The 25,716-nt window shown below is 63.0% G+C and carries 19 protein-coding genes; 12 read left to right on the top strand and 7 right to left on the bottom strand.

All coding sequences use genetic code 11. From position 1 onward, the window contains the following. Positions 1-7 precede the first annotated feature (7 nt). Entirely contained in the window at positions 8-1,150 is a 1,143-nt protein-coding gene (locus AC1D1N_RS30290) for a Gfo/Idh/MocA family protein (RefSeq protein WP_477352920.1), read from the top strand. A 57-nt stretch (positions 1,151-1,207) separates the two neighbouring features. Then, positions 1,208-2,254, top strand: a complete 1,047-nt coding sequence (mgrA, locus tag AC1D1N_RS30285; protein ID WP_477352918.1) for an L-glyceraldehyde 3-phosphate reductase — start codon at positions 1,208-1,210, stop codon at positions 2,252-2,254. An 84-nt stretch (positions 2,255-2,338) separates the two neighbouring features. Here mgrA and AC1D1N_RS30280 read toward each other — a convergent pair whose 3' ends face one another. Beyond that, positions 2,339-3,430 carry a S1 family serine peptidase gene (locus AC1D1N_RS30280; protein WP_112562766.1) on the bottom strand — a complete coding sequence of 364 codons (1,092 nt, stop codon included), beginning with the start codon at positions 3,428-3,430 and terminating at the stop codon, positions 2,339-2,341. A gap of 402 nt (positions 3,431-3,832) precedes the next feature. Here AC1D1N_RS30280 and AC1D1N_RS30275 point away from each other — a divergent pair, with 402 nt between their 5' ends. Together AC1D1N_RS30275 and AC1D1N_RS30270 are read left to right on the top strand one after the other, a co-directional pair. After that, on the top strand, positions 3,833-4,912 hold the full coding sequence (locus tag AC1D1N_RS30275) for a trypsin-like serine peptidase (protein WP_436261412.1): 1,080 nt from the start codon (positions 3,833-3,835) through the stop codon (positions 4,910-4,912). A 150-nt stretch (positions 4,913-5,062) separates the two neighbouring features. Continuing rightward, positions 5,063-6,901 carry an MORN repeat-containing protein gene (locus AC1D1N_RS30270; protein WP_477352915.1) on the top strand — a complete coding sequence of 613 codons (1,839 nt, stop codon included), beginning with the start codon at positions 5,063-5,065 and terminating at the stop codon, positions 6,899-6,901. 59 nt (positions 6,902-6,960) lie between these two features. Here the strand turns inward: AC1D1N_RS30270 and amrB are convergent, their stop codons facing one another. From amrB to AC1D1N_RS30245, 5 genes are all read right to left on the bottom strand, one after another. After that, positions 6,961-8,679, bottom strand: coding sequence for an AmmeMemoRadiSam system protein B (gene amrB, locus AC1D1N_RS30265; protein WP_477352913.1), 1,719 nt, complete (start codon positions 8,677-8,679; stop codon positions 6,961-6,963). Positions 8,680-8,834: 155 nt separating this feature from the next. Continuing rightward, positions 8,835-11,828, bottom strand: coding sequence for a caspase family protein (locus AC1D1N_RS30260; protein ID WP_477352911.1), 2,994 nt, complete (start codon positions 11,826-11,828; stop codon positions 8,835-8,837). Positions 11,829-11,862: 34 nt separating this feature from the next. Further along, entirely contained in the window at positions 11,863-12,573 is a 711-nt protein-coding gene (locus AC1D1N_RS30255) for a DUF4760 domain-containing protein (protein WP_192259194.1), read from the bottom strand. After that, on the bottom strand, positions 12,570-12,962 hold the full coding sequence (locus AC1D1N_RS30250; RefSeq protein WP_477352909.1) for a hypothetical protein: 393 nt from the start codon (positions 12,960-12,962) through the stop codon (positions 12,570-12,572). The genes AC1D1N_RS30255 and AC1D1N_RS30250 overlap by 4 nt, the downstream gene beginning before the upstream one ends. Before the next feature lie 104 nt (positions 12,963-13,066). Further along, positions 13,067-15,286 carry a caspase family protein gene (locus AC1D1N_RS30245; protein WP_477352907.1) on the bottom strand — a complete coding sequence of 740 codons (2,220 nt, stop codon included), beginning with the start codon at positions 15,284-15,286 and terminating at the stop codon, positions 13,067-13,069. Positions 15,287-15,515: 229 nt separating this feature from the next. Here AC1D1N_RS30245 and AC1D1N_RS30240 point away from each other — a divergent pair, with 229 nt between their 5' ends. Beyond that, positions 15,516-15,920, top strand: a complete 405-nt coding sequence (locus tag AC1D1N_RS30240; RefSeq protein WP_477352905.1) for a Fur family transcriptional regulator — start codon at positions 15,516-15,518, stop codon at positions 15,918-15,920. A gap of 152 nt (positions 15,921-16,072) precedes the next feature. Here AC1D1N_RS30240 and polA read toward each other — a convergent pair whose 3' ends face one another. Then, positions 16,073-19,021 carry a DNA polymerase I gene (gene polA / locus AC1D1N_RS30235; protein ID WP_477352903.1) on the bottom strand — a complete coding sequence of 983 codons (2,949 nt, stop codon included), beginning with the start codon at positions 19,019-19,021 and terminating at the stop codon, positions 16,073-16,075. 441 nt (positions 19,022-19,462) lie between these two features. Here polA and AC1D1N_RS30230 point away from each other — a divergent pair, with 441 nt between their 5' ends. The 7 genes from AC1D1N_RS30230 (at position 19,463) to AC1D1N_RS30200 (ending at position 25,672) form a co-directional block, all read left to right on the top strand. Continuing rightward, positions 19,463-20,848, top strand: a complete 1,386-nt coding sequence (locus AC1D1N_RS30230) for a M20/M25/M40 family metallo-hydrolase (protein WP_436261405.1) — start codon at positions 19,463-19,465, stop codon at positions 20,846-20,848. 135 nt (positions 20,849-20,983) lie between these two features. Further along, positions 20,984-21,604 carry a ribonuclease D gene (locus tag AC1D1N_RS30225; protein WP_477352901.1) on the top strand — a complete coding sequence of 207 codons (621 nt, stop codon included), beginning with the start codon at positions 20,984-20,986 and terminating at the stop codon, positions 21,602-21,604. A gap of 95 nt (positions 21,605-21,699) precedes the next feature. After that, the gene (locus AC1D1N_RS30220) at positions 21,700-21,906 is read left to right on the top strand and encodes a hypothetical protein (protein ID WP_477352899.1); all 207 of its coding nucleotides are present in this window, start codon (positions 21,700-21,702) and stop codon (positions 21,904-21,906) included. A 107-nt stretch (positions 21,907-22,013) separates the two neighbouring features. Continuing rightward, a complete protein-coding gene (locus AC1D1N_RS30215; RefSeq protein ID WP_112562748.1) occupies positions 22,014-22,268 on the top strand; it encodes a GlsB/YeaQ/YmgE family stress response membrane protein in 255 nt (84 codons plus the stop codon). Between the two features lie 78 nt (positions 22,269-22,346). Then, complete coding sequence (locus tag AC1D1N_RS30210) at positions 22,347-22,493, top strand: hypothetical protein (protein ID WP_023686592.1); 147 nt, start codon at positions 22,347-22,349, stop codon at positions 22,491-22,493. A gap of 167 nt (positions 22,494-22,660) precedes the next feature. Next, a complete protein-coding gene (locus tag AC1D1N_RS30205; protein ID WP_112562746.1) occupies positions 22,661-23,041 on the top strand; it encodes a hypothetical protein in 381 nt (126 codons plus the stop codon). Positions 23,042-23,398: 357 nt separating this feature from the next. After that, positions 23,399-25,672, top strand: coding sequence for a transglycosylase domain-containing protein (locus AC1D1N_RS30200; protein WP_477352897.1), 2,274 nt, complete (start codon positions 23,399-23,401; stop codon positions 25,670-25,672). The last annotated feature ends 44 nt before the right edge of the window (positions 25,673-25,716 follow it).

Here is a 25,716-nt window from a genome sequence, read left to right as displayed (position 1 = left end):
CATCATCATGGCAAAGAAACTGGGTATCGGCGTCATCGGCTGCGGCAACATCTCGAAAGCGTATTTCTCGCTGGCGCCGCTGTTTCGCGGCATCGAGATGCGCGCTTGCGCCGACATCAACATGGACGCGGCGAAGGCACGGGCGAAAGAGTTCAAGCTGCGCGCCGAGACTGTCGACGAACTGCTCAAGGACGACGAGATCGACATCATCGTCAACCTGACCATCCCCGCCGTGCACTACGACGTGTCCAAGCAGATCCTCGACGCCGGCAAGCATGTCTATTCGGAAAAGCCGTTCGTGCTGTCGATCAAGGAAGGGCTCGACCTGAAGAGCCGCGCCGAGAAGAAGGGGCTGCGCATCGGCTCGGCCCCGGACACTTTCCTCGGCGGCGCGCACCAGCTGGTGCGCAACCTCATCGACAATGGCACGCTGGGCAGGATCACCAGCGGCACCTGCCACGTCATGGGTCACGGCATGGAGCACTGGCACCCCAATCCGGATTTCTTCTTCCAGCCGGGTGCGGGTCCGGTGCTCGACATCGGACCGTATTACATCACCAACCTGATCCAGTTGATCGGCCCGGTAAAACAGGTGGCGGCCGTTGCGACGACCCCTGCCAAGGAACGCACCATCAGCTCAAAGCCGCGTGCGGGAGAAAAGATCCCGGTCAATACGCCGACGACCATCCACGGTCTGCTCGAGTTCGAAAATGGCGCGGTGATTACGCTCAACACCAGCTGGGACGTTTGGGCCCACGGTCATGCGCCGATGGAACTCTATGGCGAGGCGGGAACGGTCTATGTGCCGGATCCGAATTTCTTCGGCGGCGACGTGCGCATCACCGAGGCTACCAAGCCGGTGAAGAAACTGCCGAAATGGAAGCATCCGTTCGGCGTGCCGAACGAAATGCACGGGCAGGGCATGATGGCCAATTACCGCACCGCAGGCCTTGCCGACATGGCGCTGGCAATCGCCGAGGGCCGGCTGCACCGCTGCTCGATGGAACTGGCACTGCATGCGGTCGACGTCATGACCGGGCTGTTGCGGTCGGGCGAGACCGGCAAGTTCGTCGCCATGCAGACCACCTGCGAGCGGCCGGCTGCACTCGGCGTCAAGGACGCAAAAGGGCTGTTGGCGAAGAAGAAATGAGGTAGAAGGGTGTCGGCGCGCTCGCGCCGACACCCATTCAATCCAGGATATGTACCCATGCGCTGGCAGCCGGCTGAAAACCGCTATGAGAAAATGGTCTATAACAGGTGCGGGCGATCCGGCCTGAAGCTGCCGGCGATCTCGCTCGGCCTGTGGCACAATTTCGGCAACGACACGCCGCACAAGACCAAGCAGGCGATTGCGCGCAAGGCCTTCGATCTCGGCATCACCCATTTCGATCTCGCCAACAATTACGGCCCGCCGCCGGGCTCGGCGGAAACCGCCTTTGGCGACATCCTTCGCAACGACTTCGCCGGTTATCGAGATGAGCTGATCATATCGACCAAGGCGGGTTACGAGATGTGGGCCGGTCCCTACGGTGAATGGGGCAGCCGCAAATATGTGCTGGCCAGCCTCGACCAGAGCCTGAAGCGGATGGGGCTCGACTATGTCGACATCTTCTACTCGCACCGCTTCGACCCGGATACGCCGCTGGAAGAAACGATGGGCGCGCTCGACCATGCGGTGCGTTCGGGCAAGGCGCTCTATGCCGGCATCTCGTCCTACAATTCGCAGCGCACGCGCGAGGCGGCCGACATATTGAAGCAGCTCGGGACGCCCTGCATCATCCATCAGCCGAGCTATTCGATGCTCAACCGCTGGGTCGAAGAGGATGGGCTGCTCGATACGCTGGAAGGGCTCGGCGTCGGCTCGATCGTGTTCTCGCCGCTGGCGCAAGGCATGCTGACCGACAAATATCTCGGCGGCATTCCCGAGGGCAGCCGCGCTGCCCAAGGCAAGTCGTTGCGGCCCGCCTTCATCAACGACAAGACCATCGCCAACATCAAGGCGCTGAATGCGATCGCCGGCAAGCGTGGCCAGACGCTGGCGCAGATGGCGCTGGCCTGGGTGCTGCGCAAGGGACGGGTGACCTCGGCTCTGATCGGCGCCAGCCGGCCCGAACAGGTCGAGGACTGCGTCGGTGCGCTCAAGGTGCTCGAGTTCAGCGACGCCGAGCTCGCCGAGATCGACACTTACGCGCGCGAGTCCGACATCAATCTGTGGGCGGCGTCGGCCGAGCGCAAAGGCCCGCCGAGGAAGTAAGCACAGCCGGCAAACGATACGAATCAAAACGGCGGGAGGATCCCGCCGTTTTGCATTTTCATGAGACGATGAACCGTTCGTGCCTCAGGGCTTCTTGGCGGTGCCGAGACCAGCCTTGGGCGCTGCCGCGGCGGCCGGAGCGGGGGTCTTCATCTTGGCTTCGATCCAGCCGGTGTAGTTGGCCAGCCGCGTGTAGATGCCGTAGGCGTTCTTGTGGCCGCAGGCGGCGGTGCCGTCGGACGGACCTTCGCCCCAGCTGACGACGCCGACCTGGACCGGACCGTCGGCGCCGGTCATGAACAGCGGCCCGCCGCTGTCGCCGTTGCAGGCGTCGCGTTCGCCGCTGTCGGTGCCGGCGCAGATCATATTGTTGGTAAGCGGATCCGACATGTCGGCGGCAATCGCATTGGCAGCGGCATCGATGCCCTTTTCCGAATAACGCATGCGGTGCGAGAGGTCGCTGAGCGCCGCCTTGAGGTCGCGTGCATAGATCGACTTGATGCCGCTGTTGCAGGCAGCGCTCGGCTCGAGATCGAGATCGGCGACCATCAGTGCGGTCGGGAAAGTCCCGTCCTGCATCTTGCCCCAGCCGATCACAGTGGTCTTGCCGCTGTCAGGCGTCGGCTCATTGGTGATCTTGATGACCGGTGCGTCAGCCGGCTCGGCCAGCCGGAGCAGGCCGAGATCATTGTCCAGTGTCTGTTCGCTGTAGTTCTCGTTGACGATGACCTCGACCACCTTGTAGCGCTTGCCTTCGGTGAGATCGGTGGCGCCGGTTAGCACGGTCACCGTCTCGGGCGAAATCGGCCGGCCCTTGTCGTTGAGGCAGTGCGCCGCCGTCAGCACCCATTGCGGCGCGATCAGGCTGCCGCCGCAGAATTGCGCGTTCGGCTGTGAGGCCGGGCTGGGATCCAGCCGGGCGGTGGTCAGCAGCGCGACCTGGAATGGATAGGCGCCCTTGTCGGCTTCCTTGCCGCCATAGACGCGGTCGGCGCCGTCGGGGTTCTCGGCCTTGGCCTTGTCCCTAGCTTCGGCGACGCGTTGCATCGGCGAGACCGCCGCTTCCGGCCTGGCGGCGGCGTCGGCCGCCTGCAGCGCGTTGACGGCGGGAAAAGCAGCCGCGATGCCCAACAGCGATGCAGCGGCGAGCGGCCTGAACCGATGGAAAATGTTCACCTTGAAACCTCCTGAGATGAAAATTGGCGGGCGATGCCAAGCTAGCGCAAAATCAGCCTGGGCGAACCGGTACGCCGCTCGCACCTTGCGCCATATCGAACGGCGCGCGAGCGGTCATAAAACCGAAACACCACTTTTGCTAATCGTGCCCCGCCGGGCAGAGCCCACCCAAACCCTATAGCCCCCCACGGGCTACGTGGAAGCGATTTGTCATTGCCAATGTTGGATTATTTTAGGCAGTATATCGACGCAGGTGCGTTTGGCGGGGGGCTTTAACGAGGCCGGCCGGAATGATGATCTGACACGGGCGGGTAACCAAACTGATTTTTTAACGGCACCACGATCTCGACAATATTTCTGTATTTTGATCCACTCCTTGCTGACTTTTGGGAGAGTCTCACCATGACAAAACTGACAAGCACTATCATTGCGTCCGCATTGCTATCCACCGCACTGTGGGCGATGCCCGCCTTCGCCGCCGATCCCGGCTCCGCGAATGCCGGCAACGGCGAAAGCATGCGCGATGTCGGGACGGGCGACTACCAGCCTGGCCGGGCAAAACCGATCGCGCCGCCGAAGCTGACCGAAGATGAAGCCAGCCGGGCAGCGCCGCTGACCGACGAGGCAACGGCGGTCAAATCCTATGGCATCGTCGGCCGTTCCGCCGATGGCAAGGACATCAAGATCGATGCCGGCGAGACGCTGAAGGACCTTGTCATCAAGGAACTGAATGCGCCGGCCAACGCACCGAATGCCGACAAGACGGGGCTGACGGGCGGCGACGAAGCCGGCCGCCAGGTGTTCGGGGCAGACGACCGCGAGCAGATCAAGAACACCAAGACCTACCCGTTCACCGCGATCGGCTATATCGAAGGCAAAGCCAAGAGCGGTTATGGCAGCTGCTCGGGGACCTTGATCGGCCCGCGCACGGTGCTCACCGCCGCGCATTGCCTCTACAGCAATGAAGACAAGGCCTGGCTCGACGACGTCATCTTCGTGCCGTCGCTCAACGGCAACACCGCAGACGATGCACCGTTTGGCGCTTTCTCCTATGAGAGCGTCTATATCCTGCAGGGCTTCATCGACAATTATCAGGGCTACTACGGCTCGGTCATTCCATGGGACCTCGGCATCATCACGCTGAAGCAGGATATCGGCACCAATCTCGGCTGGCTGGGTTATGCCAACTATGAGAACCTGGGCGATTTCACCGCCAATATTGTCGGGTATCCCGGCGACAAGCCGATGGGCACGATGTGGAAGGCGACCTGCGAAGTGCACGCCGAAAACATCGGCGTGGAGTATTTCCAATACGACTGCGACACCTATCCGGGGTCGAGCGGCAGCTCGGTCTACGCCTATGACAATGGCGCCAAGCAGCGCGTCGTCACCGGCGTAAACGTGGCTGAAAGCCCGAATGCCAACACCGCCGTGCGCCTGAACGCCGCCAACGTGCAGTGGATCAATAGCCTGTACAAATAGACCCGATCTTTCGCCGGCAAACCGCGGCGAGAACCGGCAATACCAAACCGGCGACGGGACCTTCCCGTCGCCGGTTTTTTGTATCGAAATCGCTCCCTTGCACAGTTTTGCGGCGGCGCTTACGCTAAGCGATCCAAGGGGTTGGGAACGATGGCGCGGGCAGGAATGATCTTCGGGGTCAGGGCGATGGCGGCTGCATCCATGCTGGCCGCACTGACATGCTTTTCCGCTATGGCCGATCAAGGTGGCGCCTCGCCTGATGGCGCATGGGCCGAGCGGGTGCAAATCCTCTACCAGAGCGATACGCGTTCGGTGCTGCGCAAAAACGTGCGGGTCTGGGATTTCCATCCGGAACTCGGTCTCGACTTCGTCTGGGAGCCGGCCGCCGGCCAGTCTCCGGACCGGACGGTCGCGGCCGACGGCACCGTCAACAGCAAGGGCAGGCTGGTCTGGCGCGTGCGCGGCTCCGCCAGCTATGACCCCAAGACCATCTATTCCAGTTATTTCGGCGAGATCAGGAATGGCCGACCCGATGGGCAGGGCCGACTGGAACTGCGCTCAGGCGAGATACTCGACGGCCATTGGGTCGCCGGCCAGCTCGATGGCCACGGCATCCACATCGACGCCGACGGCAATCGCTATGAAGGGCAATTCACGGCCGGTGTGCCAAATGGCGAGGGCCGGCTGGAGACGAAGACTGGCGAAATATTCGCCGGCTCATTTGCCGACGGGTTGAAGAACGGCAAGGGCCGCACCCGGCTGCCGGGCGGCACCGTCTACTGGTCGCAATGGGCGATGGGCAAGGAGATCGGCGGCGCGCGCCCCGACGTGCTGGCCGATGCCCGAGTGGGCGGGCTGCTGAGGGCGCAAACCGGCGGCGGCTCCGCAGACAAGGTCGAAATCGGCATTGCCGTCGACCAGCGCATGACGCAGCAGGCCGACATGCAGTACCAGCATCTGGTGCGCGACGAAGACATAGCGATCTATCCAGTGTCGGACGAATACAACGATGCCTGGAACGGCACCGGGCAGGTTCGTACCGGCAATGTCTATGACGGCATGGATTGGGAGCAGGCGCCGGCCTTCGCCGAAGTCGACCTCAAGACCACCGATCAGTCGCGGGTCAAGCTTGACAGCATGGAAATGAAGGTTGCTTCCAGCGAAGCCTATCGCAAACCAATGCTGTCGATCAGCGAGCACTATGGCTGTGTCGGATTCCGCCCCGATTTCTCGATCGTCAACAATGGCTGGGGCGACGTCAAGGACATGAAGATGTCGATCCAGTTCACGAGGACCGACGAGGAAGACAACGTGACCGGCGAGCCGAGCCGCATGTTCACGAAGGACATCGGCAATTTCGGCGACGGCGTCGACGTCTCGGTCAAGAATGTGCTGGCCGAGGCCGGCGTCGATACGACCACGCTCGAGATCCAGCGCTTCACTTGCCCGTCGACGGACGCGCTTGACGTCTGCCGCGCCCAGGTGGCCAACAAGGTCAAGTTCGGCGATGTTGCCGATTATATCAGCGGCAGCGTCGAGAAGATGAGCGTCACCGGGATCGGCAAGCTCGATTATTCCTGGGCCGACGATCAGGGTGTTGTCTACCAGCAGAGCGAGCCATTTCGCGTCGTCGTTTCGCTGGTCAGCATCGAGGTTCCCGAATCGCTCGCCGAATGCGGGGATGGCGGCGGCGCTTCGCCCGAAGCGCTGCGCTACCAGAACATCGAATTTCCGATCGGCAAAACCGATTACAGCATCCCCATGCCGGTGCGCGGCAACAAGAACCTCGGCGCCTACACGGCGCGGCTGAAAATGTGGTCGTCGATGTCGTCGATCCATCGCTTCAGCATCGCCGCCCATTTCGCCGACGGCAGCACCCGCGAGAGCAAGCCCGCCACATTCTTCTATTTCAAGCCGAAGCAGTCTCTGTTCGAAACCAGGACCAAGCCGGCGGCCTGCTATCTGCCGGCCGATCTGCAAGGCTGCTGAGCTCTCTCCGTGACGCAATTCCGGACGGAAAACCGCTTCACACTTTTCCTGGAATTGCTTTATTTGGAGCCCATCTCGAAATAATTGGGCAGCGGGATCAGCCGGGCAAAGATCGTGCCCTGGCTGAACACCCTGAGTTCCAGCATCGACCCGGACGATCGCTCGGCCTTTTGGTCGAACAGGAAATTGCCGAGCGAATAGATTTCCGCCACATCGCCGCCGGCGAGCGGCAGGATCGCCTCGCTCGACACATGCGGATGTCCGCCGACTATTGCGGTGACACCGCGCAGCCGCATCTGGTCGGCGAGCATCTCCTCGCGCGGCGACGGCTCGATCTTGTACTCGCGGCCCCAATGGACAAAGGCGACCACCGGCCGCTCGGCATTGTCGTGCAGCAGCCGGTCGAGCAATGCAGGCGTCAAAAGGTCGGTGTTGCTGGAGCCGTTTGTATCGATGTCGGTCAGACCGACGATGTCGAGATCGGCAAGCGCCTCGGTCTCGCCCTGGCCGAAATGGGCGATGCCGGCCGCATCGAGCGCGGCGAGAGTCTCGGCATGGCCGGACGGGCCGAGGTCATAGGCATGATTGTTGGCGAGGCTGACGGCGGCGACATGCAGTTTCTTCAACATGCCGATGGCGAGGTCCGTCGGCATGGCCAGCGTCATGTCGTCAATCGCCTCCGGGACGTTGGGCAGGATGACGCCTTCGAGGTTGACGATCAGCGGCCGCGAGCGGGTCAGAGCCAGCACGCTCTCGACGATCTTCTCGGCAACGCCGTCGCGGACCAGGATCTTCTTCATGGCGCGGCCGAAATTCACGTCGCCGGCGAAATAATAGAGCTTGTCGTCAGGTCGGGTCGGATTGTTGAAACTCGGGCCGAAGGCGCCGAACAGGGCCACGACATAGCTGGTGGTGCGCTCGACATAGTCGTTCGAATGCGCCTGCGAATTCTCGTTGGCGACGACCAGTGGCGCAGCGCCGAACAGTTCGCGCTGCAGCCTGGTCTGGATGTAAAGCGCGCCGACCGAATCGGCATGATCCGGCTGATGCAGCGCCGCGATGCCGTCGAGCGATCCGGCGGCGAGCATGTTCAGCGTCTGCTGGTCGAAACGCCGCGCCTTATGCTGAGGCAGATAGTGCGAGAAATCGGTGGATTCGACGATCAGCGTGTCCTTGTCGACGATCGCCTTCAGCGCCTCTGCCAGCCGGTCCCAATCACCGCGCTTGGCTTTGACCGACATCGCAACGGGCACGATTTCGGCCTCAGGAAAATAATGGTGCAGGAAGGGCAGCATGGCCTGCACGCCATGCTCCTTGGCAAACAGGCAGGAGTCTTCGACAATATCGCTGTTCGCCTCCAGCAGACGCACCGCTGCCATGTCGGCCACGACCGGTCCAAGCACAGTGTCGAAGCCGCGTGTCGTGGTGGCGAAGAGTTTCTGCGTCTTGTGGAAATGGTCCGGCGACAGGATGACGATGCGCTTGTAGCGAAAGCCGGACGCGGCATGGAAACCGAGCGCGACGAGATCGGCCGCCAGCAGATGATGCGGCACGGTGATGCCGGTGAGGCGCTGGTTGGACGGGTCAATTTTGGCGACCGCAGAGATGGCGTCGTTGAAGAGGGTGGGGTCGGAGTAGAAGGAGGGGAAGCTGGCGTTGCCTGGTGGGCAGGTGATGGGGGCTGCGAAGGCGGCAAATGGGAACAGCGTAAGGAGTATGACTGCAAGAATGATATTGCAGGTTCGTGCCCAGGCACCCCCCTCTGTCCTGCCGGACATCTCCCCCGCAAGGGGGGAGATTACTCGCCTCGTCGCCGGCCCTTCCTTTGAGACGTCGATGATTGGCGAAACCTGAGGCGATAGCTGATCTCCCCCCCTGCGGGGGAGATGCCCGGCAGGGCAGAGGGGGGTGCCCAGGCGCTGGCGCTTCACTCTCACGGCTCGGCAAGCACAATGTTTTCGACGCCGCCGACATAGTAGAACGGCTTCTGCTTCGCTGCGGTCAGCCGCACCACTTCGCGCGAAATGTAGTCGGCGAGGCCGAACAGCGTCACGCCGCCATCCGATGTCTTGGCCCGGCCGCGCAGGCCTTCGAGGATCGAATAGGTGAAGACGCCATGGCCGAGCTCGGGCAGTTCGGCGGCGGTGCTGTTGGCGGCGGTGGCCGAGAAGACGACGATGCGCGCGTCCTGCGCGTCCTTTTCCAGGCGCGGATTGAAGGCGTTGGCGGCATGGCAGGTGTCGAGCAGCATGAAGCGCATGCCTTTGGCCCGTTCGACCGATTTCTGTATGTCGCCCCAGTCGACCAGCGAGGAGCGCTTCCAGCGCTCGGCATCCTGTTTGCGACCATCGGTGGGGATGAAATAATAGTCCTCGTCGATGTTGATGCCGTGGCCGGCGACGAAAATGATGGTGGTGTCGTTCTCGCCGGGTCTGTCGAGGAAATCGGCGAGCTGGTCATCAATGGTGTCGGAATCCGGCTCCAGGATGCTGTCGGCGCTGGCGACCTTGAACACGTCCTCGTCGGGCGCCTCCAGTGCTTCGCGGTTGACCAGCATCAGCGTCTCCATCGACGAGAACAATGGGGCCGATTTCTGCGAGATCACCTTGAGGAACTCCGTCGCGTCGTCAACGGGGTAGCGCAGATCGCAGGCGCGGCCGGCGCAGGCGTCGGTGAGGAAAGGATATTTGTCGACGCCGATCACGGCGACGTAGAGCTTGCCCTTGTTGGCGGGCTTCTCGGTTTTCCTGCCAAGTGCTGTGACGCTGCGCTCAGTCAAGTAGCCGAATTCATTGGTGCCGGTGATGCGGATGGTGTTTTCGCCATTCTCGACCGGCACCTCAACGATGGTGCTCTTGCCGCCATCGGCCGAGCGCGCGGTGACATCGCCGACATTGCGGCTGTTCGACAGGATCGAAAAGCCTGCGACATCAGCGCCGGCTTCCTGCGCACCTGTGATCTCGACGGCGACATAGCCCTCGCGGACATTGCTCTGGTCGTCAGCTAGCTTGATGCCGAATTCCGGCGGCTTGCGCGAAAGCAGCTTTTCCAACTCGCGGTCGACGCCGGGCCGCATTTCCTGGACCGCCTGTTCGGCGCTGCGCAGGACAATGGCCCGGCGCACCATTTCCGGGCTCCAAAGGTATTTCTTCAACTGGCCGGCGCTGATGAAACGTCCCTCAATATCGCGGCCCTGATTGACCTGCCAGCCGATCAATTTGTCGCCGTCGGCGGAGGAATAATAGTAGCCCTGCGGCATCCAGACGATCCATTCGGAGCCGGCAAAAAACATCGAGACGATCAGCCTGTGCGTCTTCAGGTTCCACAGCCGCAAGGTCTGGTCGGCGCTGCCGGTGATCAGCAGTCCTTCCTTCTCGGTGGCGGCCATGGCGTTGATCTCGCCGGTGTGGCCGGTGAATTCGCCTGAGACCGCGGCGGTCGCGGTCTTGTACTCCAGCAGCGTGCCGTCGCTGCCGCCGGTGATCAGGCCAAGGCCGTTGTCGATCAACGTATAGGCCGAATGGACGAAACCGTTGGTGGCAGCGTTCTCGATGCTGTGCACCACCTTGCCGCCGCTCGAGATTTCGAGCACGGCATTTTCCAGGCCGTCCTTGCCGCCGGGGACGGCGCGAAGCGACCACTGACCGTCGGCCAATGCGGCGCGGGCAAAGGTGCCCTGTTCCAACAACGCTTCCGGGTCCTCGAAGAACCGCTCGGCCGTCGGCAGGGCCAGCGTCTTGTCCAGCGTGCCCTGAAGCTCGGGACAGGACACGCGTTCGGGGCAGGGGTTGGCATTGCCCCAGGCGATGGAGCTGCTCGCCGCATCGATGCCGACAGAAGTCACCGGTTCGCCGACCCCTTGCAGCAGTGCCTTGCGCTCGCCTGTCGCGGGGTTCCAGAGCTGGATGGCGTTGCGGGTGCCGCCGGCGGTCGCCACCAGCGAACCGTCGGCATTGCTGGCGCTGGCAAAGACCGTGCCGTCATGGCCGCTATAGTCGAGCACCTGCTCGCCACTGTCGGTATTCCAGATCACCGAGCGATACTTGTCGGCGCAACGATAGCTGCACGACGCCACAAGCCGCCAGCCGGTAGCGAAGCTCAGCGCGCCGATCTGGAAATCCTGCTTCGGCATGGAACGGACGAACTTGCCGTCGCTGGCCTGCCAGATCTGGACGTCACCGTCCTTGCTGCCGGTGGCGAAGAGGCTGCCATCCAGTGAGACAGCGAGGGCGGCGACGCTGACGTCGCGCAGCGGTTCGGCTTCGTCGGGCAAAGCGATTTCCTCGCCCTTGGCGACGTCCCAGAGACGGATGCCGTTGTCGGTGGTCGTCGCCGCCAGCCGCGTTCCCGCAGCGGCGAAGGCGAGCTTCTCGACACGCCAGGAATCGGCATCGAGTTTTGCGGCCAGCGTCCAGCCGGATGCGGATTTGTCGTCCGCCCGCCACAGATAGACGAAGCCATCGCCACCGCCGGCAGCCAGCATGTTTCCGTCCGGCGCGAAGGCGACATCATAGATCGCGTAGTCGGCGGCCTTGAGCACGGCCTTGATCTTGCCGGTGGCGAAATCGAACAGCCTGACATCGCCATAAGGCGGCTTGTCGCCGATGCCGGCGCCGAAATAGCCGCCGGCGGCGATGGTCTTGCCGTCCGGCGACACGGCGATCGCAAAGATCTTGCCGTCATTGCCGTTACCGAGATAGCCGCGAATGGTGCGCAGCGTCACCCCACTCTGCCAGTCCCAGATGCGGATGGTCTTGTCGTCCGACGACGAGACCAGTTCCTGGCCGTCCGGCGTGAAGGCAAGGTCGGTCACCCTCGCACTGTGACCGCCGGTGTTGAGATCGAGATGGAAATCGAGGTCTTCGGCACGCGCGGTCGACGCCAGCGCCAGAAGACCGACCACGATCAGCCACCGGAAAGCATGCAAGGGATAAGAGCTGCTCGGCACCTTCGTTGCGCCGCTATTTGGAGTCAGCGGGAGGCGAGCCGTGGCGTACATAGTTCTCGATCGCCTGGGCATAGTTCGCGGAACCGGTCTTGCGTTCCTTCTCTATGTAGCCGGCAAAGTAGCTCCAGAACGACACGGCATAGTCGCGGAAATAGGCGTCGGCAACATCGCGCGAGCAGAGCTTGCCCTCGACGCAGATGGAAAGACGGTTGAGGAAATAGACGATGCGGTCGAAATTATCGTTGAAATCGGCGATCGGCATGGTGCCGCCCCCGGCCGTCATTGCCTCGATGCCGATGCGTTGCCGGAACACCTGTTCCTCGGTTGGCGACGGCGTGGCGCTGAGCAGATTGTCATATTTGGCGTTGAGCGCCGCCAGCCGCTCCTTGAGCGCGCGTTGTGCCTGCTGAAAATCCTTGCTTTCCCAGAGCTCGACCAGCGACATCGTCTGCTCAACGCGCTTCTGTTCCTGGTTTGCCAGAAACTGGAAGACCGAGAAGGCGAGGGTGAAGATGATCGCCAGCCGCACGGCAAGGCCCGACCAGGCATAGGCCAGCATGCGCCAGTCGCGGTCGGTGAACGGGTTGGATTCCTTCTTGATCTCGTGGCTGCTCGGCCACGGAAAACCTTCGGTGGTTTCCGGCAAGGTCTCCGGCTTCTTGTTCGATGCCGGCACCGGCAGGGCCGGCCGTTTTTGTGTTGCAGTGCCCCCCGGCTTTTTCATCCGCAGTTGTCCAGTTGGATGGTGGCGGAGGGATCGAGCACGATGCCGGGCGCCTCCAGTTTCTTTTTCAGGCAATCGAGCTGCGTGCGCGAAATCATGAACTGCACGTCCGGTTCGACAGCCGCCTTGTTGGGTGACGGCAAGGGCTCGACCACGCCGCGCGAGGCGCAGCTGGAGAGATCGACGACGACGGCCGTGCTGCCGGTCTTGGCGATCTGGTCGTACTGGTCGAGAAAGCAGGTGGCGAGCTCGGAATTGGTGACGACCTGCTTGACGCACAAGCCGCAGGTTTCGTCCGCCGAGGCACTGGCAACCAGCAACAAGCCGGCGGCAAGGCCGGTGATCGCTGCACGCCAGGAAAGCACGGGGATAGTCACTGATGTCCTCATCTGTTGCGTTCCGCTTCGGCACATCGAGGCGCTTCGAACCGGGAAATGTTCATATATCACGGCCTTGGCGCAAGAGCCGACAAAGGATGTCGGTCCGTTGCAGCTCAGGCGCGCGGCACCGTCTCCATCGGGAAGATCATCACCGCGCCCTTCGGACCGCTCTTGTCGGCAAGCCGCATCACCGAGCGCGTCGCCGGCGCCATGCCGATGTCGGCGAGCATGTCTGAGAAGCCCGGCGTCCCCGAGGCAGCCCGCGTCACGGCACGGACGCCGTCCTGGGCAAGGAAACTCAGATCCTCTTTTTCGCTCTGCGGCGGCGCCTCGGTCAGCACGGCAATCATCCGCTCCATGCCGAAGCTGGTGTCGGTGAAGGCAAGCAGTCCTTCCTTCAGGCCCTGGTCTGCCTGCTGGTTGATCGGCGCCAGCCGCTCGGAGACGATGTGAGTGATCGAATAGTCGCTGCCGATATAGAGCACGTTGATGTCGACGAACTCGTCGGACTGGTTCCTGGCCGCAATGTGCACCTGGTCGCCCGGCGAAACGCGCGGCACGGTCGACGATTCGATCGGCTCCTTCGCGCCGCTGTCCTGGCGCTTGATCAGGAACTGGACGCTGACTTCGTCCGGCCGGTAGTCGGAAGCAGCGGCGAGCCGCGATAGGCCGGTGGCGCGGAAGATCGTGGTCAGGTTCTTGGCGGTGTTTTCGGCGAGCTTGTCGCGGCCATCCTGATGGATGACGATGCGCGGCGGTTTGCTGCCGTCCTTCAGGGTGATGTCGCCCGATGCCGGCAGGAACCATAGCGCCGGCTCGTCGCTGGCGTCGGCGGCGGCGCCGGCAATGGACTTTTCGCGCAGCACCGCCAGACGCAGATCGGCGCTCTTGCCGGGTTCGACCAGCGCGATGTGGAAGCCGGAATTGCGCTTCGCCGCCAGTTCATCCAGAACCGAATCGACGAGTTCGGTTTCCTTTTCGAGCCCCGCGGTCGGCGCCGGCTTTGCCACCAGCAGCTTGTAGTCGACGGCAAGTTCGGCAACGCGTGCATAGGCGCCGGCGGGTACCGCCGTCGGCGCAAGCGCCGGCTTGCCGTCGAATTCGACCGGCTTGAGGTTGCTCTCCAGGTTCCTGGCCGATTGCACTTCGAGATAACCGACCGCGTCGGACAGTTTCGACAGCGCCGAAGGCAGGATGGCGAGCTTGCTGCCGGGGGTAAGCCCCTGCAGCAGCCCTGCGCCGATCGCGACATCGCCATCCTTGACGGCGATCGGCCATTGCATCACGGCGTCGGTCTTGTCGGTGCCGAACACGCGGGCATCGAGCTCGCCCTCGAACAAGGGCGTCGGCCTTGTGCGGCCGTCGGCCGAATATTGCTGCAGCACGGCCTGGCCGAGCTGGCGATAGGTCACGTTGGGGTTCTCGGCCAGCTTCGACAGGATGGTGAAGGTGAACAGACCGAAGCGCGGCGCGTCGGGCGTACCCTTGGGCAGCGGCATTTCCGGCGTCGTTTCGACCGTCTGCGCGGCATAGAAGGCAACCAGCTTGCCCCTGGCGATCGGCTCGGCGCCGGTCGGCGTCAGGTTGAAGGCCGGCTTGCGGCCGCCGTTCTCGTCGAAACCGCGCGATGCGCTGGCCGTGATGTCATCATAGGCCTTCACGGCTGCAGCCCTGGCCGCATCGTCGCCGCCGACCAGATCGGCGAATTCGACCTTGCGCTCCAATTCGTCGTCGACTTCCGCGGCACGCGTTGCAGTGCCGGAATGGCAGCAATCGAACACGGCCCAGACAAAGGCGCCCTTGTCGCGGATGGCGTCGAGTGCGGCGCCGACCTCGTTGTCGACCAGCGCGTTCGGCACGCCTTCCTCGCGGTTGATCCATTTGTCGATGTCGGAGGGCAGGAAAATCTCGTCGAGGCCATCTGTCTCGTCGCCGGCCTTGGCTTGCGGCTGCTGGGCGCCGTGGCCCGACAAATGCAGATAGACGAAATCGTCGCGTTGCACCTTGCCGGCGAGATCGGCAAGGGCGGCCTTGATCGCCGCATGCGTCGGCGGGCCGTTGGCGCCTTCGACGTCCTTGGCGAGCAAGGTCACGTTCTCGGCCGAGAATTTCACCGGATCGGGCGTGTTCTTCAGGAGATAGTCGCGGACCAGGCCGGCATCGTTCTTGGGACCGATCAGCCAGTTCTTCTGCGGCAGATTGGGATAGTCGGTGCAGGCAACCAGCAGCGCATGGTAAGTGCGCGAAGCGGCGAGGGTGCGGAACGAAACCGTACCGGCGGCCACAAGCGCCGACGTGCCGACGAGCAGCGTCCGTCGTGTCAATTTGATCATGATTGCTTCCCCAAGCCCGATCGAATTTCCAAGTGCGGCACCCTTTGCCGAGGATTTTGTCAGTATTTTGAATGTGGTCAGTGCCGTCAACCGCCGGTGGTGGTCACGGTGCCGATGGCGATAACGGAAACAGTGGCAAAAAGCCCGGTTCATCGCTATCTCAAGGGGATAGAGACTGCGCATGACAGAAGTGCCGTGCAGGCGGTGCGGAAAGATCGGAAACAGGATCATGACGGCAAGGGATGTGCTGACGAAGAATCAGCTGAGCGTGCTCGAGAAGCTCGAGGCCGCCAGCGGACCGCTCAGCGCCTATACGCTGCTCGACCAGTTGCGCGAGCGCGGTTTCCGCGCGCCGCTGCAGGTCTACCGCGCGCTCGACAGCCTGGTGAAGTCAGGCTTCGTGCACCGGCTGGAAAGCCTCAACTCCTTCGTCGCCTGCGCCGAACCGCATGACCACAGCCATTCGATGACCGCCTTTGCCATCTGCGACACGTGCGGCCAGGTGACGGAGATGTCGGATCACGATGTTGACCACCGGCTCGACGAATGGGTGCGCTCGACGGGGTTCGCGGCCAAGAAGGCGGTGATCGAGTTTCGCGGGACGTGTGCGAAGTGCCGGGCTGAGGCTGCCTAGGTACGCCGATATTCAGGTTAGGCCGGCCTGCAAATGGCCGATACCTGCGCTTCCGGTGCTCACGTACGAAAAGTACGCTCCGCTCCGGTTCTCGGCATCCGCCATTTTCGACTCGGCCTGACCTGAATCTCGACGCACCTACGGGCGGGGTATTAGTGCGCCTCGTCCCAGTTGTTCGCCGCCCGTGCATCGACATGCAGCGGGACCGACATCGAGATTGCCGGCATCGGGGCGTTTTCCATGACACGGCGCACCACGGGGATCGTCGCCTCGACTTCCGCTTCCACCGTCTCGAAGATCAGTTCGTCATGCACCTGTAGGAGCATGCGGGCGGACAGGCCGGCCTTTTCCAGCGCTTCGTCCATATGCACCATGGCGCGGCGGATGATGTCGGCGGCGGTGCCTTGGAGCCTGGCGTTGATCGAGGCGCGCTCGTTGAAGGCGCGGATCGACGGGTTTGACGATCTGATCTCCGGATAGTGGATGCGGCGGCCGAAGATGGTTTCGACGAAACCATGTTCGCGCGCATAGGCCTTGGTCGCCTCGATATAGTCGCGGATGCCGGGGAAGCGCTCGAAATACTTCTTGATGTAGGCGCCGGCTTCCTCACGCGGGATCGACAGCTGGTTGGCGAGGCCAAAGGCCGAAATGCCGTAGATGATGCCGAAATTGATCGCCTTGGCGCGGCGGCGCACCTCTGAAGGCATGCCTTCGACGGGCACGGAAAACATTTCCGAGGCGGTGACGGCATGGATGTCGACGCCGTCGGCAAAAGCTTGCGTCAGTTGCGGGATCTCGGCGACATGGGCGAGCACGCGCAGTTCAATCTGGCTGTAGTCGGCCGAGACCAGTTTCTGGCCCTTGTCGGCGATGAAGGCGGTCCGGATCTTGCGTCCTTCGGCGGTGCGCACCGGAATGTTCTGCAGATTGGGATCAGAGGAGGAGAGCCGGCCGGTTGTCGTCGCGGCCAACGCATAGGAGGTGTGGACGCGTCTGGTGTCGGGATGGATGAAACCGGGCAGGGCGTCGGTGTAGGTCGATTTCAGCTTGGTCAGCTGGCGCCAATCGACGATCTTGCGCGGCAGTTCGTGGCCTTCGGCGGCAAGGTCTTCCAGAAGCTGCGCGGAGGTCGACCATTGTCCGGTCTTGGTCTTGGAGCCGCCGGGCAGGCCCATGCGGCCAAACAGGATGTCGCCGAGCTGCTTTGGCGAACCGATGTTGATGCGTTCGCCGATCAACCCGTAGATTTCCTCTTCCAGCCGCGCCGCGCCTTGCGCCAGCTCGCCGGAGAGCCGCGACAGGATCTGGCGGTCGACCGAGATGCCGCGCTGCTCCATCCGGGCCAGAACCGGCACCAGCGGCCGCTCCAGCCGCTCATAGACCGAGACCAGGCCCTTGGCGGCCAGCCGCGGCTTCAACACCTGCCACAGCCGCAACGCCACGTCGGCATGGCCTGCGGCGTAGGCGGTCGCCCTGTCGATATCGACCTGCTCGAAACCGACGGAGCTTCTGCCGGAACCGGCGAGATCCTTGAGCGGGGTCGTCGCATGGCCAAGCCATTTGTGGGCAAGCGACGACAAGGTGTGGTGGCCGGTGCCCGCGTCGAGCACATAGGAGATCAGCATGGTGTCGTCGAAGGGCGCGATGTCGATGCCGTGGCGGCTCATCACGACGATGTCGTATTTGGCGTCCTGGGCGATCTTGAGCACCGATTTGTCCTCAAGCAGCGGCTTCAGCAGCGCCAGCGCCTCGCGGGCCGGAATCTGGTTCTCCAGCGCGCCGCCGCCGAGCAGGTCGCCTGCGCCGGTTCTGTGGGCGAGCGGCACATAGGCGGCGCGGCCGGGGCCAACCGCCAGGGAGAAACCGATGAGGTCGGCCAGCATCGGGTCGGAAGACGTCGTCTCGGTGTCGAAAGCGATGATGCCGGTCTCCTTGGCCTGAGCCAGCCATGTCTTGAGCGTTGCCGTGTCGCGGATCGCGACATAGGCGCCGGGATCGATTTTGGCGGCGGACGCCGCTTCGAGACGAAGGGCTGAAAGCAAAGAAGGGGTATCGCCGGCCTTGGCGGTATCAGCCTTGGCTTCAGCTTGTGCCGCATCGTTGGTTCCGCCGCCGCGAGCAACAGGCGGTGCGCCGGAGCCGACATCGGGGCCGTGCGCGGTGTCGGCGCGCTCGACGGTGACGGCAACGGCCTGGACATCGCCGGCTTCGGTGCTGGTCGCTTCGGCCACGCGGCGGGTCAGCGAGGTGAATTCCATGGTCTTGAGGAAGCCGATCAGCTTCGGCCCATCCGGCGCATGCAGCACGAAATCGTCGAGCCCGTCGGTCACCGGGACGTCGTTCTTCAGCGTCACCAGCTGGCGCGATATACGCGCCTTGTCGGCATTGGCGATGATGGATTCACGCCTTTTGTCCTGCTTGATCTCGCTGGCGCGCGCCAGCAGCCCGTCGAGGTCGCCGAACTGCTCCAGCAATTGCGCTGCCGTCTTCGGCCCGATGCCGGGCACACCCGGCACATTGTCGACGGAGTCGCCGGTGAGCGCCTGCAGGTCGATCATCTTTTCCGGCGGCACGCCCCATTTCTCGATGACTTCGGGGATGCCAATCTGGCGATCCTTCATCGGGTCGTACATGCCGACCGTGGGGCCGACCAGCTGCATCAGATCCTTGTCCGAGGAGATGATGGTGGTGTCGCCGCCGGCCTCGCAGGCAAGCTTGCAATAGGTGGCGATGAGGTCGTCGGCCTCGAACCCTTCCATCTCGATGCAGGGCAGATTGAAGGCGATGGTAGCCTGGCGGATCAGGCCGAATTGCGGGATCAGGTCTTCGGGTGGCGCGTTGCGGTTGGCCTTGTATTCCGGGTAGAGCTCGTTACGGAAGGTTTTCGACGAATAATCGAAAATGACCGCGAAATGCGTCGGCACAATGCCTACATCGGTGTTGCGGGCATCCTGCATCAGCTTCCACAGCATGTTGCAGAAGCCCGAGACGGCGCCGACCGGCAGGCCATCGGATTTGCGGGTCAGCGGCGGCAGTGCGTGATAGGCACGAAAAATGTAGCCGGAGCCGTCGATAAGGAAGAGATGATCGCCTTTTTTCATGCCGGCAGGGATAGCGCGGCAGGGCGGCGCGGTCCATGGCAAAGGCACGCTTCCAACAGGCGTTGCGGCGCCATCCTGACAGAGGCTGCCTGTGTATGCCTCGTTATGGACCTCGGCCGCTCACAACCATGTTACAAAAGTGTAATTTTCGTGCCCTTGAAACGCCACGTTCGAAGACACAAATACATGTCATCGGCAGTTTTCGCCGAGTCCGGAGCAAGGCCCGTCCCCCGCCTATCCCGGACAACTGCGGCAGCCTATCCCCCCTCTCCGGGCTGCCGCAACGTTTCGAGTAAAGGCCGCCGTGGTTCCCCCTCCACCACGGCGGCTCTTTTTTGCCTTTCAACAAGTAAATTCCGGGCCGTGGTCTAATGATCGCGGGCTTTTCGTTTTGATGCGCTGCCTTTACGGTCCCGGCACCGAAAAGAAAGGCCCGCAATAATGTCCACCATTTACCCCGTCCTCGACCGTCTCGATAAAAATCTCGACCAGAGTCTGGAGCGCCTGTTCGGCCTGCTCCGCATCAAGTCGATCTCCACCGATTCCGACTATGCCGCCGACTGCCGCAAGGCCGCAGAATGGCTGGTGTCGGAGCTCAAGCTGATCGGCTTCGACGCTTCGGTGCGCGACACTCCCGGACACCCCATGGTGGTTGCGCATCATGACGGCCCCGCCGGTTCGCCGCATGTGCTGTTTTACGGCCATTACGACGTGCAGCCGGTCGACCCGATCGAGCTTTGGGAGAGCGATCCGTTCGCGCCGGCGGTCAAGGAGATCGAGCCCGGCCACAAGGTAATCACCGGGCGTGGTTCGGCCGACGACAAGGGACAGTTGATGACCTTCGTCGAGGCCTGCCGCGCCTGGAAGCAGGTGCATGGCAATCTGCCATGCCGCATCACCATCCTGTTCGAAGGCGAAGAGGAATCCGGCTCACCGTCGCTGAAGCCGTTCCTCGAGGCCAATGCCGAAGAACTCAAGGCCGACTTCGCCCTGGTCTGCGATACCGGCATGTGGGACCGCGAGACGCCGTCGATCTGCGTCGGCTTGCGCGGACTGGTCGGCGAGGAGATCACGGTGAAGGCTGCCGATCGCGACCTGCATTCGGGTCTTTATGGCGGTGCCGCCGCCAATCCGATCCGCATCCTGGCGAAGATTCTCGCCGACATCCATGACGAGAACGGCCACATCACCATCCCCGGCTTCTATGACGGGGTCGAAGAGACGCCGTCGCAGATCCTGAAATCCTGGGAGACGCTGGGCGAAACCGCCGAGACCTTCCTCGGGCCTATCGGCCTTTCGATCCCGTCGGGCGAAAAAGGCCGCTCGGTGCTCGAGCTGACCTGGGCGCGGCCGACCGCCGAATTCAACGGCATTATCGGCGGCTATACGGGCAAAGGGTTCAAGACGGTGATCGCGGCGGAGGCGTCGGCGAAAATCTCCTTCCGCCTTGTCCACAAGCAGAATCCCGAGAAGATCCGCGCGGCGTTCCAGCAATTCGTCAGGGAGCGGATTCCCGGGGACTGTTCGGTCGAGTTCCATCCCCATGGCGGTTCGCCGGCGATCCAGCTCTCCTATGACTCGCCGTTCCTGGCCAAGGCCAAGAACGCGCTGTCGGATGAATGGCCGAAGCCGGCGGTAATCACGGGCGGCGGCGGCTCCATTCCCGTCGTCGGTGATTTCCAGACCTATCTCGGCATGGAATCGCTGCTTGTCGGGTTCGGCCTCGACGACGACCGCATCCACTCGCCCAACGAGAAATACGAGCTGACCTCCTTCCACAAGGGCCAGCGCTCCTGGGCTCGCATTCTCGACGCGCTAACGCGCTGAAGCAGCGGGAAACCAGTTTCTGGTTGATTTTTCAGCGGATCGCGGCGAGGACGACCGACAAGTTTAATATGCTGCAGCGTCCTTTGCGCATCTCAAGAGATGCGCGGCGCTGCAGGCCGCGATCCGGAGAAGACAATGAGCGACATCCGCTTCCACAAGAACGATCTGCCTGACCTGTCCCACTACAATGTCGACGCAGTGGCCATCGACACCGAGACGCTGGGGCTGAACCCGCACCGCGACCGGCTCTGCGTGGTGCAGATCTCGCCGGGCGATGGCTCCGCCGACGTGATCCAGATCGCGCCCGGCCAGAAGAAGGCGCCGAACCTTGTCAGCCTGCTCAGGAACCGCGGCATCACCAAACTGTTCCACTACGGCCGTTTTGACCTCGCCGTGCTCTACAATGCCTTCGGCGTCATGCCGGAGCCGGTGTTCTGCACCAAGATCGCCTCGCGGCTGACCCGCACCTATACCGACCGGCACGGGCTGAAGGACATCTGCTTCGAACTGCTCGGCGTTGGCCTGTCGAAGGTGCAGCAATCGTCGGACTGGGCGGCCGAGACCTTGTCGCCCGAACAGCTCGAATATGCCGCGTCCGACGTGCTCTATCTGCACCGGCTGCGCGATGTACTGGCCGGACGGCTGGCGCGGGACGGGCGCGCCAAGGAAGCCGACGCCTGCTTCCGCTTCCTGCCGACGCGTGCCAAGCTCGATCTGATGGGCTGGGACGAAGAGGATATTTTTGCTCATAGCTGACGGTTAGGGTGTTCTGGGCCGCAGCTCTGGAACCGGATGGGAGTGGCAGCGTTCTGTCGGCAGCAGCTACTTGTTCTGCGCATAGAGGGGATGACATGGCAGACCGAAAGCCGATAGCAACCGCCCCGACGGACGGATCCAAGGTCACTGTCCTGTGGAAGGACGGCGCCGGTGTCGTCAGCGAATCCGTCGGGCAGTACCGCGACGGCGCCTGGTGGGTCTATACCGACAGCGACACCCAGAAAAAGGTCGACCCGACCAACTGGCGGCCTGCCTCCAGTGACGATGACGACGATCCGTGAGCCCGCTGGCGGGTTGATGTGCTTTCGCATAGCGTGAGGCCATTGATAATGAGGCCGATTCGGGGCCGTCCGCTCCGCAGCCGCCTCTCATCCTGGAGGGACTCGCCATGGGCATCGAAAGCCTTCTCATCTTCCTGATCATCGGCGCCATTGCCGGCTGGCTCGCCGGCCTCATCGTCTCGGGCTTCGGCTTCGGCCTGATCGGCAACATCGTCGTCGGCATTATCGGCGCCTTGATCGCCGGCTGGCTATTCCCAAGGCTCGGCTTTGCCATCGGCGGCGGCATTCTCGCTGCCATCATCAACGCCACGATCGGCGCCGTTATCCTGCTGGTGCTGGTCAAGGTCCTGAAGCGAGCATGAGGCTCGGATTTTTATCTAACGCAATTCCATGGAAAAGCGCTGCGCGCTTTCCCATGGAACTTTTCGAAGGAGCGCGCCGTGAAGCAGAATACACTCTACCTTCTCGTCGGCGCGCTCGTTGTCGTGGTCATCGCGCTCGGTGCGTATGTCTATCACGAACAGACCAAGCCAAAAGGCGTCGAGCTCAAGATCGACGACAAGGGCATTTCGATCCAGCAGAACTGAGCCTGCCGTCGACGGCGGCGGGCGCCGGCTGGCTGCATGTAAAAAGGCATTGGCGAGGTCTCCCGCGATTGCCCCGACATGGAATTCGAATGACGGATCGACGCTTCGGCGCTATGATGTCGATATAGGGCGTTTGGGGTCAACCAACCTATTACTAGGAGGTTGCCATGAAACACCAAACACTGGACCAACTGCATGCAGTGGCCGAGGTCAACACACAGCCGGTAATGAGCCGAACCCAACGTCTCGTACGTTGGGCTGAGCTTCTTGAACGTGAGCCCAGCCGGCTCCTGACCGCGCTCGCCGGGACTGAATACCGTGCCCCGCCGGAGCGCGATGTCATGCGAGGCGATGGCTCGCCGATAGCGGTTGCCTTCACGGACCCCATATTGCACGACGAAGGTCTGAAAGACGACAGCTATGGCGAAGCCAAGCGCTTCTTCGAGCTGACCGACCACCAACTGCACGAGATCGTCTGCTACTGCCATGTCGGCGAGGTTATGCAATCGTCCAGGGCAGCGCTCTCGGTTCGTGCGGCGATCGGCTGACGCATGTCCACCAGGTGATTTACCTGGTGACCGGTGATTTTGGGGCGCGGTCGAACGCGAAGCTGCGACCATTTGCGATCGCGCCCCAACGCGGAACATGTCCGCGACTGCCTGGTCGCGGCTGAGAATGGCTCGGGCCTTGGCGCCCGGACAAAATGCCACGCGAGGATTGTTCCTTCGCGGCGGGCGCGACTGCTTGCCAGCGCCAAATCAGGGGCTCGAACAGCGCGATCACTGCCGGACCCCAGGCATTTGATTATCAATCGCCTTGAATTTTTCCGACTTAACCCGCCCTTAAATCGCCGCATCTACTCTGCAACCGGAGCGCCATAGGCACCGGGGACAGCAAGCGCAGGCATGGCGAACCGCAGAGACAGCCGCATCGAGCCCAGTTTCGAGGGACCGCCGCAGGCGCGATCCCAGCCGGGTCTTTCGGTGAGCGAGGAGGATCGCGTCGTGCCGAGCAACCGCAAAGCCTCCGCCAAACGCAAATCGTCGAAGGCGAAGTCGTCGCGCGGCAGGCGCGGCAAACCCCGGCGCGGCCTGTTCGGCGTTATGGCCCGGATGCTCTACTGGTGCTTCGTGCTCTGCATCTGGGGCGGCATCGCGGTGGCCGGCATTGTCGTCTATTACGGTGCCAAGATGCCGGCGGCCACCACCTGGTCGATCCCCGACCGCGCCCCCAACATCAAGATCGTCTCGGTCGACGGCCAGCTGCTCGCCAACAGAGGTATGAGCGGCGGCGAGGCGGTCGGCCTGCACGAAATGTCGCCCTACATTCCCGAGGCCGTCATCGCCATCGAGGACCGCCGCTTCTATTCGCATTTCGGCATCGATCCGATCGGCCTGTCGCGCGCCATGGTGACCAATGTGCTCGGCGGCCATTTCTCGCAAGGCGGCTCGACGCTGACCCAGCAGCTGGCCAAGAACCTGTTCCTGAAGCCCGACCGCACGCTGGAGCGCAAGGTGCAGGAGGTGCTGCTTTCGCTGTGGCTCGAGCACAAGCATACCAAGGACCAGATCCTCGAAATGTACCTCAACCGGGTCTATTTCGGCTCCGGCGCCTATGGTGTCGAGGCGGCCTCGCGCCGCTATTTCGGCAAGAGTGCGCGCGATGTCACGCTTTCGGAGGCGGCCCTTCTCGCCGGCCTGTTGAAGGCGCCGTCGCGGCTGTCGCCGGCACGCGATCCCAAGGCGGCGGAACAGCGCTCGCAGCTGGTGCTCGCCGCCATGCGCGACGAAGGCAAGATCAGCGCCAAGGAACTGACCTCGGCGATGAGCGCGCCGGCAACGCGCGCGCCGTCTTACTGGACCGGCTCGGAAAACTATGTCGCCGACACCATCATGGAAGAACTGCCCGATCTGATCGGTGACGTGCGCAGCGATATCGTCGTCGACACCACGGTCGACCTCAACCTGCAGAAGCTCGCCGAACAGTCGATCCGCCGGCTAATCGACGACAGCGGCAAGAAACTCAATGTCAGCCAGGGCGCGCTGGTGTCGATCGACAATTCCGGCGCGGTGCGCGCCATGGTCGGCGGCTACGACTATTCGACCAGCCAGTTCGACCGCGCCTCGGAAGCGCGCCGCCAGCCGGGCTCGGCATTCAAGCCGTTCGTCTATATGGCCGCGCTCGAGGCCGGCCGCACGCCCGACAGCGTGCGCAACGACGCGCCGATCAAGATCGGCAAGTGGACGCCGGACAATTACGGCGGCAAGTATTTCGGCAAGGTGACGCTAGCGACCGCTTTGGCGAAGTCGCTGAATTCGGTCGCGGCACAGCTGACCATGGAGGTCGGCCCCGACGCGGTGGTCGAGGCGGCGCACCGCATGGGCATCCAGTCGGAATTGACGGCCAACACCTCGATCGCGCTCGGCACCTCGGAAGTGACGCCGCTGGAGCTGACATCGGCCTATGTGCCGTTCGCCAATGGCGGCTACAAGCCGGACATCCACTTCATCCGCCGCATCACCACGACCGAAGGCAAGGTGCTCTATGACGACAGTGGTGGCGGTGCGCCGCGCGTCGTCAAACAAGAGATCGTCGGCATGATGAACTCGATGATGACCGGCACGGTCGAGATCGGCACGGCCAAGAAGGCGGCCTTTGCCTGGCCGTCGGCCGGCAAGACCGGCACCAGCCAGAATTCACGCGACGCCTGGTTCGTCGGCTACACCGCAAACCTCACCACTGGCGTGTGGTTCGGCAATGATGACGGCACGCCGATGAAGAAGGTCACCGGCGGCGCGCTGCCGGCGCAGGCCTGGCACGAGTTCATGGTCGCCGCGCACGAAGGCGTGCCGGTCAGGCCGCTGCCCGGCACCTGGAAGTCGACGCCGCCCGATACCATCGTCCCAGACGATATTCCGTCAGCCGACAACAACCAGGCGGCGCCGCAGCCCACCGTGGCCGTCGGCCGTTCGGAGCCCGCTGCCGCTCCGGCGCCTGGTGCTGTACCGGCACAAGCGCCGGTCCGCCGTCCGGCCGAAACCGTTGATGCCGACGGCTTCGACATGCCAGGCGACGGCAGCACTACCGCCTCGATCAAGCATCCGGTGCCACCCGGCAGCGTCGGCGGCCCGACCAAGAAGCGCAAGACATCGATCCTCGATATTCTCGGCGGCGGCTGAGCGTCAACGTGCTTCTAGATCGTCCGACAAATCGGCATTGACAA

It is taken from the genome of Mesorhizobium sp. P2_B5, from assembly GCF_056404775.1.
Note: the sequence above shows the minus strand (reverse complement) of the source record. Positions and strands in the feature narration are given on the sequence as shown.

Coding starts and splice junctions, on each gene's coding strand:
- AC1D1N_RS30290 (WP_477352920.1), top strand. CDS start 8: ATGGCAAAGAAACTGGGTATCGGCGTCATCGGCTGCGGCAACATCTCG.
- mgrA (WP_477352918.1), top strand. CDS start 1,208: ATGCGCTGGCAGCCGGCTGAAAACCGCTATGAGAAAATGGTCTATAAC.
- AC1D1N_RS30275 (WP_436261412.1), top strand. CDS start 3,833: ATGACAAAACTGACAAGCACTATCATTGCGTCCGCATTGCTATCCACC.
- AC1D1N_RS30270 (WP_477352915.1), top strand. CDS start 5,063: ATGGCGCGGGCAGGAATGATCTTCGGGGTCAGGGCGATGGCGGCTGCA.
- amrB (WP_477352913.1), bottom strand. CDS start 8,679: ATGTCCGGCAGGACAGAGGGGGGTGCCTGGGCACGAACCTGCAATATC.
- AC1D1N_RS30255 (WP_192259194.1), bottom strand. CDS start 12,573: ATGAAAAAGCCGGGGGGCACTGCAACACAAAAACGGCCGGCCCTGCCG.
- AC1D1N_RS30250 (WP_477352909.1), bottom strand. CDS start 12,962: ATGAGGACATCAGTGACTATCCCCGTGCTTTCCTGGCGTGCAGCGATC.
- AC1D1N_RS30245 (WP_477352907.1), bottom strand. CDS start 15,286: ATGATCAAATTGACACGACGGACGCTGCTCGTCGGCACGTCGGCGCTT.
- AC1D1N_RS30240 (WP_477352905.1), top strand. CDS start 15,516: ATGACGGCAAGGGATGTGCTGACGAAGAATCAGCTGAGCGTGCTCGAG.
- polA (WP_477352903.1), bottom strand. CDS start 19,021: ATGAAAAAAGGCGATCATCTCTTCCTTATCGACGGCTCCGGCTACATT.
- AC1D1N_RS30230 (WP_436261405.1), top strand. CDS start 19,463: ATGTCCACCATTTACCCCGTCCTCGACCGTCTCGATAAAAATCTCGAC.
- AC1D1N_RS30225 (WP_477352901.1), top strand. CDS start 20,984: ATGAGCGACATCCGCTTCCACAAGAACGATCTGCCTGACCTGTCCCAC.
- AC1D1N_RS30220 (WP_477352899.1), top strand. CDS start 21,700: ATGGCAGACCGAAAGCCGATAGCAACCGCCCCGACGGACGGATCCAAG.
- AC1D1N_RS30215 (WP_112562748.1), top strand. CDS start 22,014: ATGGGCATCGAAAGCCTTCTCATCTTCCTGATCATCGGCGCCATTGCC.
- AC1D1N_RS30205 (WP_112562746.1), top strand. CDS start 22,661: ATGAAACACCAAACACTGGACCAACTGCATGCAGTGGCCGAGGTCAAC.
- AC1D1N_RS30200 (WP_477352897.1), top strand. CDS start 23,399: ATGGCGAACCGCAGAGACAGCCGCATCGAGCCCAGTTTCGAGGGACCG.